The sequence below is a fragment of the Dolomitihabitans soli genome (genome assembly GCF_022213955.1).
Taxonomy (GTDB): domain Bacteria; phylum Actinomycetota; class Actinomycetes; order Streptosporangiales; family Streptosporangiaceae; genus Streptosporangium_A; species Streptosporangium_A soli.
This window is the reverse complement of record NZ_JAKNTW010000032.1, coordinates 98,346-113,954: the sequence shown is the minus strand read 5'-3', so window position 1 is coordinate 113,954 and position 15,609 is coordinate 98,346. Positions and strand designations below refer to the sequence as shown.

Sequence of the window (15,609 nt, the reverse complement as noted above, 5' to 3'; positions counted from 1 at the left end):
CCGTGCAGGTGATGATCGCCGACGACTCCGCGTTGTTCCGCGAGGGCCTGGCCGTCCTTCTGGAACGCGCGGGTTTCACCGTCACCGGCCTGGCGGGCGACGGGGAGACGCTGGCGGGACTGGTTCGAGCCCGTCCGCCCGAGGTGGCGGTCGTGGACATCCGCATGCCGCCCAGCTATACGGTCGAGGGGCTGGAGCTGGCAATTCGGCTACGCCGGGAGCATCCGTCCGTCGCGGTGCTGCTCCTGTCCAACCATGTGGAGACCCATCACGCGGGAGAGCTCTTCGGCGGTGCCCCGCACCGGACGGGCTACCTGCTGAAGGATCGGGTCGGGGCGCCGGACGAGCTGGCCGACGCGCTGCACCGCGTGGCGGCCGGACAGACCGTACTCGACCCCACCGTGGTCGCGCGGTTGGTGTCCCGGCCCCGTGAGCCCGGCCCGCTCGACCGGCTCAGCCCACGCGAACGTGAAGTGCTCACCCTCGTCGCGGAGGGCAGATCAAACCAGGGCATCGCTGACCTGCTCGGACTCACGCAGAAGACGGTCGAAGGCTACGTCCGTGGCATTTTCGGCAAGCTCGGCCTAACGGACACGGCCGCCGACAACCGGCGGGTCCTGGCCGTCCTCCGCTATCTGCGCGGGTAACACGGCTCGCACGGTGGTTCCCGCCCCGGGCGGGCTGTGCAGCGAGAGACTCCCCCCGCACGCCTCCACCCTGTCGGCCAGGCCGCGCAGGCCTCCTCCCCGAACGGCACCCCCGCATCCGTCATCGGTCACCTCCACGGTCAGCAGGCCCTTGTCCAGCACAGCAGTGATCGCCACGGTTGCCGGGCCGGCGTGCCTGCTCGCGTTGGCCAGTGCCTCCGCGGCCACGAAGTACGCGGTGCGCTCGACCTGCGGCGCCGGCCGTACGGGCAGGTCGGTCCGTACCCGGACGGGCAGGGCGGCCCGCTCGGCCAGCGAGCCGAGCGCGGGACCCAGCCCAGCCTCGGCCAGCACCGCGGGGAACGCGCCGCGCGCCAGCTCCCGTAGCTCCTCCAGGGCCCGGCCCAGCTCGGCGACGGCCTGACCGAGGCGGGCCGGCTCGTCACGCGCCAGCCCCAGCAACAGCCGCACGTTGACCAGCCGCTGCTGGGCGCCGTCATGGAGGTCCCGCTCGATCCGGCGCCTGGCCTCATCGCCCGCGTCGAGGAGCTCGGCCATCCGGCGCGCCGCTTCCGTACGGCCGAGCACGACACGATAGGCCAGCGGCCAGACGATGTAACCCAGCACGACCAGGCTGTCCAGCAACCCGCCGGTGAAGTAGACCGCGAGTCCGCCGGCCTGCGCCAGGTTGCCCGCCTCGAGTGCCAGCACCAGCAGCATGAGCACCAGCCCGGAGAACGTGACGGCCGCGTTCCGTTCCTGCCGCGGCAGCCGAGACCAGCGCAGGTACACCGCCGCCGACAGCGCGACCACGTATCCGCCGGCCATCGCCACCCCGAAGAGGGCCAGCGGCGTCCCTCCTGTTCCCCAGCCGAACGCCTGAGCCAGGCAGAGGCACCCCCCGTCGGCCGGTTCTCCGTACGCCATCGACATCGCGGCGGAGAGGAGAGGCACCGCGTAGCCGAGCGCCACGACCCCTCGACGGAACGGCGTGTCCGCGCGGCCGTGTGGGAGCACGACCATCACGTGTCCGAGCAGTCCGTGCTGGAGGGCCGACGCCGCCGCGCCCAGCGCGAGACCCGCGGGCGTGCCCCCGTAGCTGACCCCGGTGGCCAGCCACATCACCCCGCTCCAGGCCAGCAACGATCCCACCGGACTGTCCGGCCACCGCACCCTCGCCCACAAGCCACCCGTCACCGCGGCAGCCCCCGCCGCATATCCCATGAACAGCAGCGGGACCTTCGTCACCACGAACTCCGCGCCGATCATGGCCACTGTTCCCAAGGCGGCGAGCACGACCGCGAGTAGGATGATCAGCCTGTGCACCCGACCATTGTGGAGCCTGGCCGGTGCCCGCCCACCCTGTTCCCTTGCAGACGCGCAGACGCGCAGACGGGCGAGCGGGCGACCACGGGTCCGACGGCGTTCCCCATGACGCCGATCTTGACGTCGACACGGAGGGCATCGGCTCGTGGCGACCCCATGCCCGGCCACCGACCCCCCGGACGCCCCGCGCACCGAGAAGCCGCCAGGCGCCGGGGAGCCGGGTCAGCGCAGAGTGGCGGTGAAGGTGCGGCCGTGGGCCCGCCGGGTCAGCGAGGGTGGCGGTGAAGGTACAGCCGTGGGCCTGGCGGGTCAGCGCAGAGTGGCGGTGAAGGTGCGGCCGTGGGCCCGCCGGGTCAGCGAGGGTGGCGGTGAAGGTACGGCCGTGGGCCTGGCGGGTCAGCGCAGGGTGGCGGTGAAGGTGCGGCCGTGGGCGTGGCGGGTCGCCGCCTGGATCAGGGTGCCGCCCGGCACGCGCCGTACCGTCACCCCCTCGTCGGCTGTGACGACGCGGAGGGGTGCGCCGTGCACGACGACGGTGACGCGGTCGCGTTTCATCGTGGGGTCGGAGAGGGCGACGACCGTGCGTTCGCCGGACTGGACGATGACCGAGGCGGGACCGTCGACGAGCAGGCGCTCGGCGTGGCGCGGGCCGTCGGCGAAGACGTTGGCGGCGACGATCCGCAGCGTCTTGTGCTTGATCGCTTGCACGTGCCGGTTGTTGGCCAGGACGGTCAGCGGGCCGTCCGCGTAGCCGCGCAGCCGGGTCTCGGTCGCGTTCGGGACCAGGGCGTAGGCGAGGGCGGGGGCGTCGCCGGTGGCGGGGTGGGCGACCGAGGCGGTGAAGACGTTCTTGGTCACGCTGGTGTCGGGATTGGCCGTGCGGACGGCTCTGCGGCTGCGGGTCACCGTCTCCAACCCGGCCGCGACGCGCTGTTTGGTGAAGAAGGCGTAGCCGACCGCGGTACGGCGGGTGCCGTTGGCGTAGCGCAGCCAGCGCGGCGGCGTGGTGTCGTCCGACTGCCAGGCCCCGCCGTTCCAGCCCTCGCCGGTGAGCACGACCGCGTCGCCGGGAGCGGCGATACGGCTGTCCACGGAGGTCACCGCGCCGCGACCGCCCTGACCGGAGACGCCTGCGGCCAGGACCACGATCTCGTCGTCGAGCATGAACCAGGACTTGGTCGCGCGGGCGTTCCGGTAGGCGACGAAGTCGTCGGGCAGGAGGCCCGCCTGCTTGGCGGTGTACGCGGCGTCGTCGGACTGGACCATGCCGGCCGCGCCGTACGCGCCGAGCGTCGCGCCGCCGGAGAAGGCGTTCTGAGCGCGGGGGAAGTACACGTAGGTGTTCTGGGACTCCGAGGAGGAGGTGAAGTTCAGCGGATGGCCCGGGTTCTCGTACCAGAACCGGCCGTACAGCTCGGGCACCGTCCGCCGCTCCTCCACCGGCGCGGTGACCCCGGCCAGGCGGTACGGCGAGACGGTCGTGTAGTAGTCGACGCCGAAGACTTCGCGCTGGTCCTCGCCCGCGAGGTAGAGATGGTACGCGCCGTCGCCCTGGAACCAGGGCATGAGGTTCTCGCCGTTCATGTACTCGTACTTGCTGATCCGGTCGGAGCTGCGCGCCAGGGCGAAGGCGTAGCCGGGACGCCGGTGGACGGTCCGGTCCATGGCGTTGAACGCCACGGAGCGCGCGGGCGGGTTCAGGTCGGCGGCCGGGATGGCGGGGTCAGCGCGAATGGCAGCGTAACGGGCGACGCTGATCGGGGAGACGAAGGCGGCGATGTCGGCGGCCGGCAGGTGCCTGACGTACTTCTTCAGGGCGAGCGCGCCGGCGCCCTCGACGTGGTCGGCCAGGTCGGCGATGGCCTCAATGATCACCCCGACGTCGGTGTAGCCGGTGTTGGTACGCGAGACCGCCCGCCCCTTGACGATCTCCATCATCCAGCCCTCGAAGATCAGCGGGGCGAAGCCGTCGGCGATCCAGCGGTACACCACGCCGGCCAGGTCCGAGGCGCCTCCGCTCGTCGCGCCCTCCAGCATCTTGAGGGTCTGCACGACACGGGACAGCAGGCTGCGCCCGTAGGAGCCGGTGTAGGCGACCGAGTGGTGCTGGATGAAGGAGCCGTCGCGGTAGTAGCCGTCGGTGACGCCGTGCTGGAGGTTGTAGGGGTCGATCGTGGCGAAGACGGTGGCCTGGTCGGAGATGGCCTTGCCGACGCGGGCGTCGTCGCCGGTGAGCGCGCCCTGCAGGATCCGGTTGGCGGCGATGTCGGCCAGGTTCGCCCCGGTGTGGAAGCGCGAGTCGAGGTCGACGTCGCCGTTCTTGCCGTTGCGCAGGTAGGCGTCCATCGAGGCGAGGTAGGTCGCCGTCAGGTCGGGCCGTCCCGCCCGCAACCGTTCCGCCAGCAGGATCAGCGTCCTGCTCACGTGGGTCGGGATGCCGATCTCCCAGTTGTGCCAGTTGCCGTAGTAGCCCTTCGACTGGTCGCCGAAGTAACGCTCGTGCAACCACGACAGGCCGTCGACGACCCGCCCCTGGACTGCGGTGTCATCGATGAGCCCGCCACCCGGTGTGCGGGTGGCGAGCGCGATCTCGTACAGGTACTGGAAGGCCAGGCGCAGGTTGGCGTCGTCGGTGCCGAGCTTCAGGCCGGCGAACAGCTCGCCATCGCCCGCCTGGTCCATGGCGGTCAGCCGCTGCCTGGCGGTGCTGACGATCGCCGCGAGCTTGCCGGCGACCTCGGGCCGGGCGTTGACCTCCGGGGTCCCCGCGAAGATCGCCACGGTGTTGGTGAGCAGCCGCGCGTGATCGATCCCCGCCATGGCACGCGAGGGGGAGGCTACGGTGAGCAGACCGGCGGCGGGGAGCAGGGAGAGAACCTGGCGACGAGACATGTGCGGCACGGCGGGCTCCAGGCCGTTGGGGGGTATGCCGGGCTTACCCTACATGATCCGTTTTCGTCGGCCAGTGCGGCGCCCACGAAACTTTCCCCGGTTCGAGCGGCCCCTGACCTCGGGCGATCACGCCTCCCGAAGGCGGCGAACGTCTACCTCTATGTCAAGCCGCTGCCCCTCTCCGGCGCACTTGGTCTACACCCCGAATCGAGGGATCAGCAGTTGCTCCAGCGCCCCCACTTGATGACGTGCACGGTCCTTGTACGGGAAAGGTCGTCCCAATCACCCCTGCGGATGCAGATGATGAAGTTGCCGTTCTTGTCGTACAGGCTCACCTGATCCTTACCGGGCTCTGCATAGCCTCGGTTCCATGCCGACGTGATGTTCTTGCAGACCCTCCACGTCGTGTTGGGCGTCGCGCACGGCATGTTTCCCTTGGTGTCGAACAGGCAGACGGAACCCTTGGAACAGCCGCCACTGGTACTGCTCGCCTGCGCCGGCGCGGCTAGTCCTACAGTGGCCAAGACTGCGGCCGCGGCGAGTACCGTAATGCGACGCATATATCTCCTTCAGAGGCGTATCGCTGACAACACGCATCCTTGGCCAGGAGGCTTTCGATTCGCTTTCGGCAGCGCTGAACGAGATCTGCAGCCGACGGCCCCGCAAGGACATCCCGATCGACCGGCTCCGCGACCGGGTGCTGTTCGAGACCGCCGAGGTCTGCGGCCTGTACGGCCCTTGAGGAACAGTGAAGAGAAACGTACGCCAAGGAATGATCTTGAGGATGGCCGAGGTCCTCCCGATCGTCCGGGCGTCGGGCTTGACGTGCGTTTCCGCGACGATGCGCTGCCGTTCTCCAGCTGCAGAGCCAGTGGGGACGGCAGCCCTTCAGGCGTGCAGGGCGTGCATCTCGGAAGTGGCGCTCGTCTGGCGGCTGTGCTCGAGGAGCTGCTTGTAATCGCTGGCGACGCCCCGGAGTAGCGTTTCGACTGCGTGCTCGATCTCCCTGTTGTCGACTGGGCGGTGACTGAACAGAGCGCGGTAGTAGACGAACGAGCCGATGAGGTCGAGGACGACGGCCGGGTCGACCTCCTCGCGCAGGTCGCCGCGCTCGTAGGCTCGGGCGAGCGTCCGCTCGACGGCCGCGCGCGGGGGGTCGAACAGTGTCGTCATGAACGCCTCCCGCAGCCCGCGGTCGCCGGCGCAGTCGGCGAGGAGCGGTCCGAGCACGTCTGGCGAAATGCATTGGAACGCCCGAGCGAACAGCTTCAAGCATTCGTCGAGGTCGCAGAGTGTGCAGCCGGTGTCTGGCGCCTTGACAGCGCCGAGGCGGGAGCCAAGCGCGGCGAGCACGAGGTGCGAGCGGCCCGGCCAGCGCCGGCGGATCGCCGGCTTGGTCGTCCCAGCTCGTCGTGCCACGTCCTCCAGACTCAGTCGGGTGTAACCGACGCTGAAGAGCGCCGCCAGTGTCGCCTCGAGCACCGCGCCGTCGATCGCGGCATCGCGCGGACGCCCGACCCGCACGGTGCCTGGGGAGGTCTCGCTTGCCGCCATCATCGCCTACCACCATACGGCAGTTGCGTTGCGGTCAGGAACGCAATTAGGCCAGCGTCACGTCTCCAGAAGAAGCGTCGTTGCACGCCTGGAGGGATTGCATTACGTTAGGTATCGAAACATTATTCAGCTTCGCCATTAGACGACGGAGCGAGAACCGAGGGCCGGCCTGGTCTCAAGCTGGCGCCGCACCGGCCGACCGAGGAGCACCAGGTATGTCCGTTAGCGCATCGCGGCCCATCGCCATGCGGGCCGGTCCGCGGGAGTGGATCGGCCTCGCCGTTCTGTCCGTGGCCAGCGTGTTGATCGCCATGGACAACACCGTGTTGTTCCTCGCACTGCCGCACGTCACCGCGGATCTCGGCGCCTCGGGACCGCAGATGCTGTGGATCCAGGACGTTTACGGCTTCCTCGTCGGTGGGCTGCTGATCACCATGGGCACGCTCGGCGACCGGATCGGGCGCAGGCGGCTGCTGGTCCTCGGCGCGGCCGGGTTCGGAGTGGCGTCGGTGCTGGCCGCGTTCTCCGCGAGCGCGGAGATGCTGATCGCCTCCCGCGCCGTCCTGGGCATCGCGGGCGCGGCGCTGGTGCCATCGATCCTGGGCATCCTGCACAACGTCTTCGCCGATCCGAAGCAGCGCATCGCGGCCATCTCGGTTCTGATGACCTGCTTCACAGCCGGTAGTGCGATCGCCCCCCTAATCGGCGCTTTGTTGCTGGAGAACTTCTGGTGGGGCGCGGTGTTCCTGGCCGCCGTCCCGGTGATGGCGTTGATCCTGCTGCTCGCGCCGATCTTGCTGCCCGAGTCCGCGGACCCCGATCCCGGAAGGCTCGACCTACCCAGCGTGGGCCTATCGGTGGTCGCCATCCTGCCGATCATCTACGGCGTCAAGGAGTTGGCCAGCCACGGCATGTCCTTGCCCGTGCTGCTCGGCCTGATGATCGGCGCCACCTTTACCGTGTTGTTCGTCCGCAGACAGAACCGGATGGACAGCCCGCTGCTGGACCTCCGGCTGTTTCGCGGCCGTGCGTTCAGTGTCGCGCTGGGAGCGTTGCTGGTGGGGCAGTTCGCGATCGGCGGAGTATTGTTCCTGATGCCGCAGTACTTCCAGTTGGTGCTCAACGAGTCACCGATCCAGGCGGGGCTGTGGCTGCTACCGGGAACCGGGATCTTCGCGCTGATGGCCCTGGTCATCCCTGCCATCGCGGCGAGACTGCCACGCGCATGGCTGATCGCAGGCGGCCTGATCGTCGCAGCTGCCGGGTACAGCCTGCTCGCCATGGTCGACACAGGGTCAGGAAACGGGAACCTGGTCGTGGCGATGGTGCTTGTCCTGGCCGGCATGGCCCCGCTGGTGCTGCTGGTTACCGACCTGGTGGTGGCCAGTGCTCCGCAAGACAAGGCGGGCTCTGCCGCGGCCATGTCGAGCACCAGCATCGAGCTCGGGCTCGCGCTCGGCGTCGCGGCTCTCGGCAGCGTCCTTGCCGCCGTCTACAGCAACGGGATGAGCGATGTGCCAGCCGGCGTGCCCGCGGAGAGCGCCGATGCCGCACGAGCAAGCCTCGCAAGCGCGAACGGCGTGGCCCAGCAGTTGCCCGACCCGGTAGCCACGATTGTGCTCACAACGGCCAGGGAGGCGTTCATCGCCGGGTTCAACGTCGTCGGCGTGATCAGCGCTATAACCGCAGTCAGCGCGGCGGTCGCGGTCGCTTGGCTGCTGCGAGACATCACCGCGATCGCTAAGACTGAACCGGCCAAGAACCCCACACCGTGAGGTCCTCAATCGCACCCAGGCACGACAAATGGGCGGCCCTCACGGCGCCTTCGCGAGCACTTCATCCCTGATCACCTTTCTGCCCCACGGCGTCAGCCGCTCCAGGGGAATGGCGGCGGAGAGCCGTCATGCGAGGCAGTATCGCCCTCGCGGGCAGCGAGCTGGGGTTTGAGCCGACCGCCTCCCGTCGTCGACCACCGCGGCGGACGCGAGCCCGGTTGGACTCTCCCCTTGTGGGAGCGTCCATGCTGGCGTGGTGAACGAGGGATATCTGCCGATCGGGCGGTTCGCACGGCTGTGCCGGCTCAGCGTCAAGCAGTTGCGTAACTACGACGAGCTGGGCCTGCTGACTCCGGCTCACGTCGATCCGGACACCGGGTACCGCTACTACCGGCCCGACCAGGCGCGCACCGCGCTGACGATCGGCCTGCTGCGGTCCCTGGACGTACCCCTCCCGTCGATCGGGCGGGTGCTGGCCGGTGAGCCGGAGGCGCTCGGCGGCGTACGCGACCGGATGGAAGCCGAACTGGCGCGCACCAGACGTAATTTCGCCGCGCTCGAACGCATCGTCTCCGACGGCCTGCCCCGCGCGGAGGTGACCGTCGTCCGCGAGGCCGCCAAGCGGGTCGCCATCGTACGGGACATCGCGTCACCGGAGCGGATCGGCTCCGTCACGTCGGCCTGCGTCGCCCGGTTGATCGCGGCCGTGGGCGAGCCGAAGGGCCCGCTGATCGGGCTGTTCCCGCTCGACATCACGCAGGAGGTCGCCGTGGCCGTCGCGATGGAGACATCCTCGGACGTCCCGGGGACGTTCTCGGACGTCCCGAGGACGTTCTCCAATGTTCCGGGTATTTCCTCAGATGTCCCAAGAACGTCCTCCGACGTCTCGAAAACTTTCGCGGACGTGCCGGGGACGTCCTCGGACATCCTGCCTGGTGGCCTGTTCGCCTCGGCGACCCATGTCGGGCCGTACGACCAGGTTGCTCTCACCGCGCATCCGCTGCTCGCCTGGGTGAGTGAGCGCGGGCACACGCCCTGCGGCCCGCTGCGCGAGGTGTACGTCACCGACCCCACGACCACGTCACCGGACCGACTGGTGACGCATCTGATGATCCAACTGGAGGACCCGCGATGAACTGGTATTCGGCTGCCGACGAGCCGGAAGAGGTCGAGTTCGGCCCGGTCCGCGGACTCTCGATCACGGGACAGGGCGAGCCGGCCGGGCCCGTTCACCTGACGAGCATTGCGGCGCTGTACGGCGTCGCCGGGTCGTTGCTCGGTATCGCGGCGGGTCATGGCCGCATGTTCGAGATGCCGTACCTCGAAGGCCGGTGGTGGGTCGAGGATGAGCGCCCGCCGTTCGACGTGCCGCGCGAGGAATGGTGGTGGCACCTGTTCCTGCGGCTGCCCGATTCGGCGGAGGCGGTGTGGGCCGACGAGGCACGTGAGGCCGCGGAGCACCCGGCCGCCGCCCGCGTGCAGCTTGTCACCTTCACCGAGGGTTTGTGCGTGCAGGCACTCCACTCCGGACCGTACGCCGAGGAGCCCAAGACCCTCGCCCTGATGGACGCCCACATGCGGGACGCCGGCCTCGTCCTGAACGGCCTGCACCACGAGATCTACCTGTCGGACCTGCGGGAGACCGATCCGGAGAAGATGCGAACCATCCTCCGCCACCCGGTACGGCCGGCGCGCTCCTGAGGAGGTTGAACGGCCTGGCATCGACCGATATGACGATGCCAGGCCGTTCGCCGACACCATGGGCGCCTGAACCATGGGACCCGGTGCGGCAACGGCCATGGCGGTTCGCCACCTGGAGGCCGGCGTCGGCCGTCGACCTGAAAGTTTCAGTCACCGTCGCGGCTGACCCGCAGTGCGGGGAGGCGTCAGGGGCGGATCCTTGACAGGGCCGATGTGGCCGCTAACGCTACCGAGGGCCAGCACCCCGAGACCGTCCCGAACGTCGCCGATTCGCTGATGTTATCGCTCACATCACTGAAGGGGCAGGCCATGATCCGTAGCACCCCCCGCGCCGCAGTGGTCGCCGTGATGATCTTTCTGGTCACGGCCCTGGGCACCTGGTGGCAGCCCACTTCCGCTGCCGCTCCCACGGTCACCAACCCCATCAAGTCGGTCAAGGGCGCCGACCCCTGGTTGCAGTACCACGAGGGCAACTACTACCTGATCAACACCACCTTCACCAACACGCTGGTGATGCGGAAGTCGCCGACGCTGGCAGGGCTGGCGACCGCACCGAGCGTCCAGGTCTGGCAGGACACGACGGCGTCCCGGGGCACCAACTTCTGGGCGCCGGAGATCCATCTGGTCAACGGCCGCTGGTACCTCTACTACTCGGCCGGCCAGGTCGGCGCCACCTGCTGCGACAGCCAGCGCACGCACGTGCTGGAGAGCGCCGGCGGCGACCCGCTGGGCCCGTACACGTACCGGAACATGCTGACCGGTTCCAACCTCGACCCCGGCGGCTGGCTCATCGACGCCAGCCTGCTGCGCCTCAACGGCGCGTTGTACCTCATGGGCAGCGGATCCATCGTAGGCAGCACCCAGAGCCTGGTCATCGCCCCGATGTCCAATCCGTACACGGTCAGCGGCGCGTTCAGCCGGATCTCCAGCCCGACGCTGAGCTGGGAGACCCAGGGCGGCACCGTGAACGAGGCGCCCGAGGCGCTCCAGCGCGGCGGCCGGACCTTCATCGTCTACTCGGCGAGCGCGTGCTGGGGGCCCGACTACAAGCTGGGGCAGCTCGCCTACACCGGCACCAACCCGCTCAGCGCCTCCTCCTGGACCAAGAAGTCCACCCCGGTGTTCCAGCGGTCGGGCTCCGTCTACGGGCCGGGGCACAACGGTTTCTTCACCTCGCCGGACGGCACCGAGAACTGGATCGTCTACCACGCCAACAACTCCGCCGGCGGCGGCTGCGACAACAACCGGACGACCCGCGTCCAGAAGTTCACCTGGAACGCCGACGGCACCCCCAACCTGGGCACCCCCGTCGCCCTGGGCGCCACGCTGACCGCGCCCTCGGGCGAGACCGCCGCCACCCCGACGAGCCACCGCCTGGTCAACCGCAACAGCGGCAAGTGCCTGGAGGTCGCCGGCTCCGCGGACGGGGCCGCCGTCCGGCAGTGGGCCTGCAACGGCGGGACCACCCAGCGCTGGCGGATGGAGGACCAGGGCGACGACACCAGCCGGCTGGTCAACGTGGCCTCCGGCAAGGTCCTCGACGTGGCGGACTGCGGAACCGCCGACGGAACCGCGATCCGGCAGTGGTCCTGGCTCAACAACACCTGCCAGCGGTTCCGCCTCGTCTCGACCAGCAGCGGCTGGATCCGGCTGGTCAACGCCAACAGCGGCAAGGTCGCCGACGTGGCCGACTGCGGAACCGCCGACGGCACGGCCGTACGACAGTGGTCGTGGCTGAACAACAACTGCCAGCAGTGGTCCATCCAACCCACCTGACCTGGTGAGGAGTGCAAGATGTCAACTCGCACCCTGTTCGCCGTCGTGACGGCCGTCGTGGTCGGCGCGAGTGTGGTGACGACCGCGGCGACCCAGAGCGCGGCCGACGCGTCCCGTCCGACCGTGGTGGCGACGCCCACAGTGCCGCCCGCGGCCTACCCCAACCCGGGCTATGTCACCGGGAACACCGACGCGCACGATCCCGCCGTGGTCAAGACGCCGAGCGGCGGCTACCTGCTCGTGCACACCGGCAACAACATCTCGATCAAGACCTCTGCCGACCGGACCGCCTGGCGCAACGCCGGGTCCGTGTTCCCCGGCGGCGCACCGTGGACCACCTCCTACACCGGCGGCAGCGCCAACCTGTGGGCGCCCGACATCACCTACCGAAACGGCCAGTACTACCTCTACTACTCGGCCTCGACCTTCGGTTCGCGCAACTCCGCGATCTTCCTGGCCACCAGCACGACCGGCGCGTCCGGTAGCTGGACCAACCGGGGTCTGGTGATCTCGACCACGAACTCGAGCAACCACAACGCCATCGACCCCAACCTCACCATCGACGACCAGGGCCGGTGGTGGCTCAGCTTCGGCTCGTTCTGGACCGGCATCAAGCTGATCCAGCTCGACCCGGCGACCGGCAAGCGGCTGGACGGCACGATGCGCGGCATCGCCCAGCGCACCGGCGGCAGCACCGCGATCGAGGCGCCGTTCATCGTCAAGCGGGGGTCGTACTACTACCAGTTCGTCTCCTTCGACACGTGCTGCAACGGCGCCGCCAGCACCTACCGCATCATGGTCGGCCGCTCGACCAGCATCACCGGCCCCTACCACGCCCGCGACGGCGTCGCGATGACCGCGGGCGGGGGCACGCAGATCCTGGCCGGGCACGGCAGCGTGCACGGCCCCGGCCACCAGGCGGTGATCAGCGACACCGACAGCGACGTGCTCTTCTACCACTACTACGCGAACAACGGCTCCGCGCGGCTCGGCATCAACCTCATCGGGTACGACTCGGCCGGCTGGCCCTTCGTCTACTGAGGTCCCGACAGCCGGTGATCACGCGTCTTTCGTGATCACCGGCTCGTAGTGCCGCATCTCCTGAATGTTCGACACATAAGGCTTGATCTCAGCGAAGAACTCCATGAAGTGCTCGCTGTGGCGGAACCCCTCCAGATGATCCTTGGCCGAGGTCCAGATGATCCGGAGAATGTAATGGTCGGACTCGTCCACGCAGCGTGACAGCTCGTAGTCGAGGCACTGAGGAGACTTCTCCAACGGCACGACCGCCCGGCGATAGGCGGCCTCGAACTCCGCGTTCTCGGCGACCTCATAACGGATGTACTCAACGATCATTCTCGGTCTCCAGAGCTAGCAGGGCGGCCTCGATGGACCGGTGAAACGTCGGAAACGCGCAGATCATGGTACGTAGCGTCGCCACGGGGACGCCCGCGTGCACGGCGACGGTGAGCGCGCCGAGCAGTTCGCCGCCGGACGGCCCCGCGCTGGTGGCTCCGACGAGCACGCCGCCGGACTCCACCAACTTAACGAATCCATCGTTTCCTGGCCCATGTATCCAGCCACGGGTCGACTCCGACATCGGCACGGTGGCGACCCGCACCGCGAGCCCCCGCTCACGGGCCTGCGCCTCGGTCAGGCCGACGGCGCCGATCTCGGGGTCGGTGAAGGAGACCCGCGGCACGGCGTGGTGCCGCGCACCGGGGCCGGGAAGGCCCAGGACGTCGCGGACCACGATCCCCGCGTGGTACATCGCCATGTGGGTGAAGCCGCCGCCGGCCGCGTCGCCGACGGCCCACACGCCGGGCGCGGCGCGCATCCGATCGTCGACGGGCACGGCGCGGGCGTTCCCGTCGAGACCGATCCTGCCGAGGCCGAGCCGGGTCAGGTCGGCCCGCCGCCCGGTGGCCACGAGCAGCCGTTCGGCGGTCAGGGTCGCCCCGCTGTCGAGCCCGACCTCGAACCGCCGCCCGTCGCCGCGCACCCTCGCGGCGCGCGCGCCCAGCCGTACGTCGATGCCCTCCCTGGTGAACACCTCGGCCACCACCTCGCCCGCCTCCGGCTCCTCGGCCGGGAGCAGCCGGGGGCCGCCCTCGACCACGGTGACGTACGCGCCGAAGCGGGCGAAGACCTGGGCCAGCTCGGCGCCGATGGCACCACCGCCGAGCACGATCAGCGAGCCGGGGACCCGCTCGGTCTCGATGGCCTCACGGTTGGTCCAGTACGGCGTGCCGGCCAGCCCGGGAACCGGCGGGATGACCGGTTGGGAGCCGGTGGCGATGACGATCCCGCGCCGCGCCCGCAGGACGTGACCGCCCGGTGTGGTCGCGTCGCCGGTCACGGTGACCTCGCCGAGGCCGGTAATCGTGCCGGCGCCGCGGACCAGGTGACCGCCGAGGCCGGTGAACCTGGCCACGGCGATCTTGTCGTCCCAGTAGGTGGTGGCCTCCTCGCGGATGCGCAGCGCCACCGGGGCCCAGTCGGGGACGACGGTGGCCGTACCGGGGATGCGCCGGGCCTCGGCGAGCATGCCGGCGGCCCGGACCATCATCTTCGATGGCACACATCCCCAGTACGGACATTCACCGCCGACCAGCCCGGCCTCCACGCCGGCCACGGACAGCCCGGCCTCGGCGAGCCGTCCGGCGACCTCCTCGCCCCCGGGCCCCATGCCCAGCACGACGACGTCGAAGTCCCGGTGTTCAGACGACGGCACTGTCGCCTCCAGCCCGGACGGACCGGACGCTGCCGGCCAGGGCCGCGGCGCAGACGGCCGCGACCACCCCGACGAAGATCGCGGTCGCCTGGTGCAGCCCGACCTGGTCGGTGATCAGGCCGGCGCTGATCGAGGGAACGCTCATCGCCAGATAGGCCACCACGTAGACGCCCGCGAGCAGTTCTCCCCGGTGCGCCGGCTCGGCGAGCGCCGCCATCGAGCGGAACACCCCGAGGAACGCCAGGCCCCAGCCGAGCCCGAGCACCGCCGTACCGAGGAAGAAGATCACCGGCCAGTTCACGGCGAGGGTCAGCAGGATCGAGCCGAGACCCGCCAGCAGCAGCACCAGCCCCAGGATCAGGGAACGGCGTTCCGACCAGTTGTGCGCGACCAGCTGCCCGATCGTGGCGACGCCGGCGAGGATCGCGATCACCAGCCCGCCGAGCAGCCGGTCCCCGCTCTCCAGCAGCTTCATCACGAGGGACGGCCCCAGCGAGAGGTAGAACCCGCCGACCGCCCAGATCGCGATGAGCCCGAGCGAGAGCAGGGCGAACCTGGAGTGCACCGCCTTGGGAATGTGCACCCGGTGCGGCCGGAAGCCCCCGCCGGTACCGGTCACCGTCTCCGGCATCATCCAGACCCCGGCGAAGATGACGGCGAACCCGGCGAGCATCAGCACGTAGACCAGGACGGTCGGCGCGGGCGCGTACTGCACGAGCACCCCCGCGCCGATCCCGCCCAGGGCCAGGCCGAGGGTCGGGCCCGAGGCGTTGACGAGGGTTCCCCTGCCGGGCGCGCCCGGCGGCGTCAGCTCGATCAGCGCCGCGCCCATCGCGCCGGTCGCCAGGCCGACGGCGAGTCCCTGGACGGCCCTGGCGACCAGCAGGGCCGCCACTCCCTGCGCGGTGATGAAGATCACCATGCTGACCATCATCACGGAGAGCGAGATGAGCAGCACCCGGCGGCGTCCGATGGCGTCCGACAACGAGCCGAACGCCAGCAGACCGGCCAGTACGGCCAGCGCGTAGATCGCGAACACCACGGTGAGCACGGCGTCGGAGAATCCCCAGCGCTGCTGGTAGAGCCCGTACATCGGGGACGGAGCGGAAGCCGACAGCAGCATCAGCACCAGCATCGTGCCGACCAGCCAGAACGCCGTGTCGCCCGAGATCTGGCCGCGGCGCGCCGCCGGGCGACTGCCCAC

Annotated in this window: 13 protein-coding genes; 6 read left to right on the top strand and 7 right to left on the bottom strand. The window is 69.7% G+C overall.

What is annotated here, in order from left to right:
• Positions 1-11: 11 nt before the first annotated feature.
• Positions 12-647, top strand: coding sequence for a response regulator (locus MBA17_RS40100; RefSeq protein WP_274386709.1), 636 nt, complete (start codon positions 12-14; stop codon positions 645-647).
• Here the strand turns inward: MBA17_RS40100 and MBA17_RS49955 are convergent.
• From MBA17_RS49955 to MBA17_RS40080, 4 genes are all read right to left on the bottom strand, one after another.
• A complete protein-coding gene (locus MBA17_RS49955) occupies positions 585-1,973 on the bottom strand; it encodes a sensor histidine kinase (RefSeq protein ID WP_455432945.1) in 1,389 nt (462 codons plus the stop codon). The genes MBA17_RS40100 and MBA17_RS49955 overlap by 63 nt on opposite strands.
• A 396-nt stretch (positions 1,974-2,369) precedes the next feature.
• A complete protein-coding gene (locus tag MBA17_RS40090; protein ID WP_238502990.1) occupies positions 2,370-4,865 on the bottom strand; it encodes a polysaccharide lyase family 8 super-sandwich domain-containing protein in 2,496 nt (831 codons plus the stop codon).
• Between the two features lie 215 nt (positions 4,866-5,080).
• Positions 5,081-5,425 (bottom strand): hypothetical protein, encoded by a 345-nt coding sequence (locus MBA17_RS40085; RefSeq protein WP_238502989.1) that lies wholly within the window; start codon positions 5,423-5,425, stop codon positions 5,081-5,083.
• A gap of 328 nt (positions 5,426-5,753) precedes the next feature.
• The gene (locus MBA17_RS40080; RefSeq protein ID WP_238502988.1) at positions 5,754-6,422 is read right to left on the bottom strand and encodes a TetR/AcrR family transcriptional regulator; all 669 of its coding nucleotides are present in this window, start codon (positions 6,420-6,422) and stop codon (positions 5,754-5,756) included.
• A 287-nt stretch (positions 6,423-6,709) separates the two neighbouring features.
• Here MBA17_RS40080 and MBA17_RS40075 point away from each other — a divergent pair, with 287 nt between their 5' ends.
• The 5 genes from MBA17_RS40075 (at position 6,710) to MBA17_RS40055 (ending at position 12,712) form a co-directional block, all read left to right on the top strand.
• The gene (locus MBA17_RS40075) at positions 6,710-8,194 is read left to right on the top strand and encodes an MFS transporter (protein ID WP_238502987.1); all 1,485 of its coding nucleotides are present in this window, start codon (positions 6,710-6,712) and stop codon (positions 8,192-8,194) included.
• 256 nt (positions 8,195-8,450) lie between these two features.
• Positions 8,451-9,329 carry a MerR family transcriptional regulator gene (locus tag MBA17_RS40070; RefSeq protein ID WP_238502986.1) on the top strand — a complete coding sequence of 293 codons (879 nt, stop codon included), beginning with the start codon at positions 8,451-8,453 and terminating at the stop codon, positions 9,327-9,329.
• Positions 9,326-9,895 (top strand): GyrI-like domain-containing protein, encoded by a 570-nt coding sequence (locus MBA17_RS40065; protein ID WP_238502985.1) that lies wholly within the window; start codon positions 9,326-9,328, stop codon positions 9,893-9,895. The genes MBA17_RS40070 and MBA17_RS40065 overlap by 4 nt, the downstream gene beginning before the upstream one ends.
• A gap of 309 nt (positions 9,896-10,204) precedes the next feature.
• Complete coding sequence (locus MBA17_RS40060; protein WP_238502984.1) at positions 10,205-11,671, top strand: family 43 glycosylhydrolase; 1,467 nt, start codon at positions 10,205-10,207, stop codon at positions 11,669-11,671.
• Positions 11,672-11,689: 18 nt separating this feature from the next.
• Positions 11,690-12,712, top strand: a complete 1,023-nt coding sequence (locus tag MBA17_RS40055) for an arabinan endo-1,5-alpha-L-arabinosidase (protein WP_238502983.1) — start codon at positions 11,690-11,692, stop codon at positions 12,710-12,712.
• Positions 12,713-12,730: 18 nt separating this feature from the next.
• Here the strand turns inward: MBA17_RS40055 and MBA17_RS40050 are convergent, their stop codons facing one another.
• The 3 genes from MBA17_RS40050 to MBA17_RS40040 are packed head-to-tail and all read right to left on the bottom strand — an operon-like array spanning position 12,731 to position 15,609.
• Complete coding sequence (locus MBA17_RS40050; RefSeq protein WP_238502982.1) at positions 12,731-13,027, bottom strand: putative quinol monooxygenase; 297 nt, start codon at positions 13,025-13,027, stop codon at positions 12,731-12,733.
• Positions 13,017-14,405 (bottom strand): dihydrolipoyl dehydrogenase family protein, encoded by a 1,389-nt coding sequence (locus MBA17_RS40045; protein WP_238502981.1) that lies wholly within the window; start codon positions 14,403-14,405, stop codon positions 13,017-13,019. Before MBA17_RS40045 ends, MBA17_RS40050 begins: the two co-directional genes overlap by 11 nt.
• A complete protein-coding gene (locus MBA17_RS40040; RefSeq protein ID WP_238502980.1) occupies positions 14,392-15,609 on the bottom strand; it encodes an MFS transporter in 1,218 nt (405 codons plus the stop codon). The genes MBA17_RS40045 and MBA17_RS40040 overlap by 14 nt, the downstream gene beginning before the upstream one ends.

Coding starts and splice junctions, on each gene's coding strand:
- MBA17_RS40100 (WP_274386709.1), top strand. CDS start 12: ATGATCGCCGACGACTCCGCGTTGTTCCGCGAGGGCCTGGCCGTCCTT.
- MBA17_RS40090 (WP_238502990.1), bottom strand. CDS start 4,865: ATGTCTCGTCGCCAGGTTCTCTCCCTGCTCCCCGCCGCCGGTCTGCTC.
- MBA17_RS40085 (WP_238502989.1), bottom strand. CDS start 5,425: ATGCGTCGCATTACGGTACTCGCCGCGGCCGCAGTCTTGGCCACTGTA.
- MBA17_RS40080 (WP_238502988.1), bottom strand. CDS start 6,422: ATGATGGCGGCAAGCGAGACCTCCCCAGGCACCGTGCGGGTCGGGCGT.
- MBA17_RS40065 (WP_238502985.1), top strand. CDS start 9,326: ATGAACTGGTATTCGGCTGCCGACGAGCCGGAAGAGGTCGAGTTCGGC.
- MBA17_RS40060 (WP_238502984.1), top strand. CDS start 10,205: ATGATCCGTAGCACCCCCCGCGCCGCAGTGGTCGCCGTGATGATCTTT.
- MBA17_RS40055 (WP_238502983.1), top strand. CDS start 11,690: ATGTCAACTCGCACCCTGTTCGCCGTCGTGACGGCCGTCGTGGTCGGC.
- MBA17_RS40050 (WP_238502982.1), bottom strand. CDS start 13,027: ATGATCGTTGAGTACATCCGTTATGAGGTCGCCGAGAACGCGGAGTTC.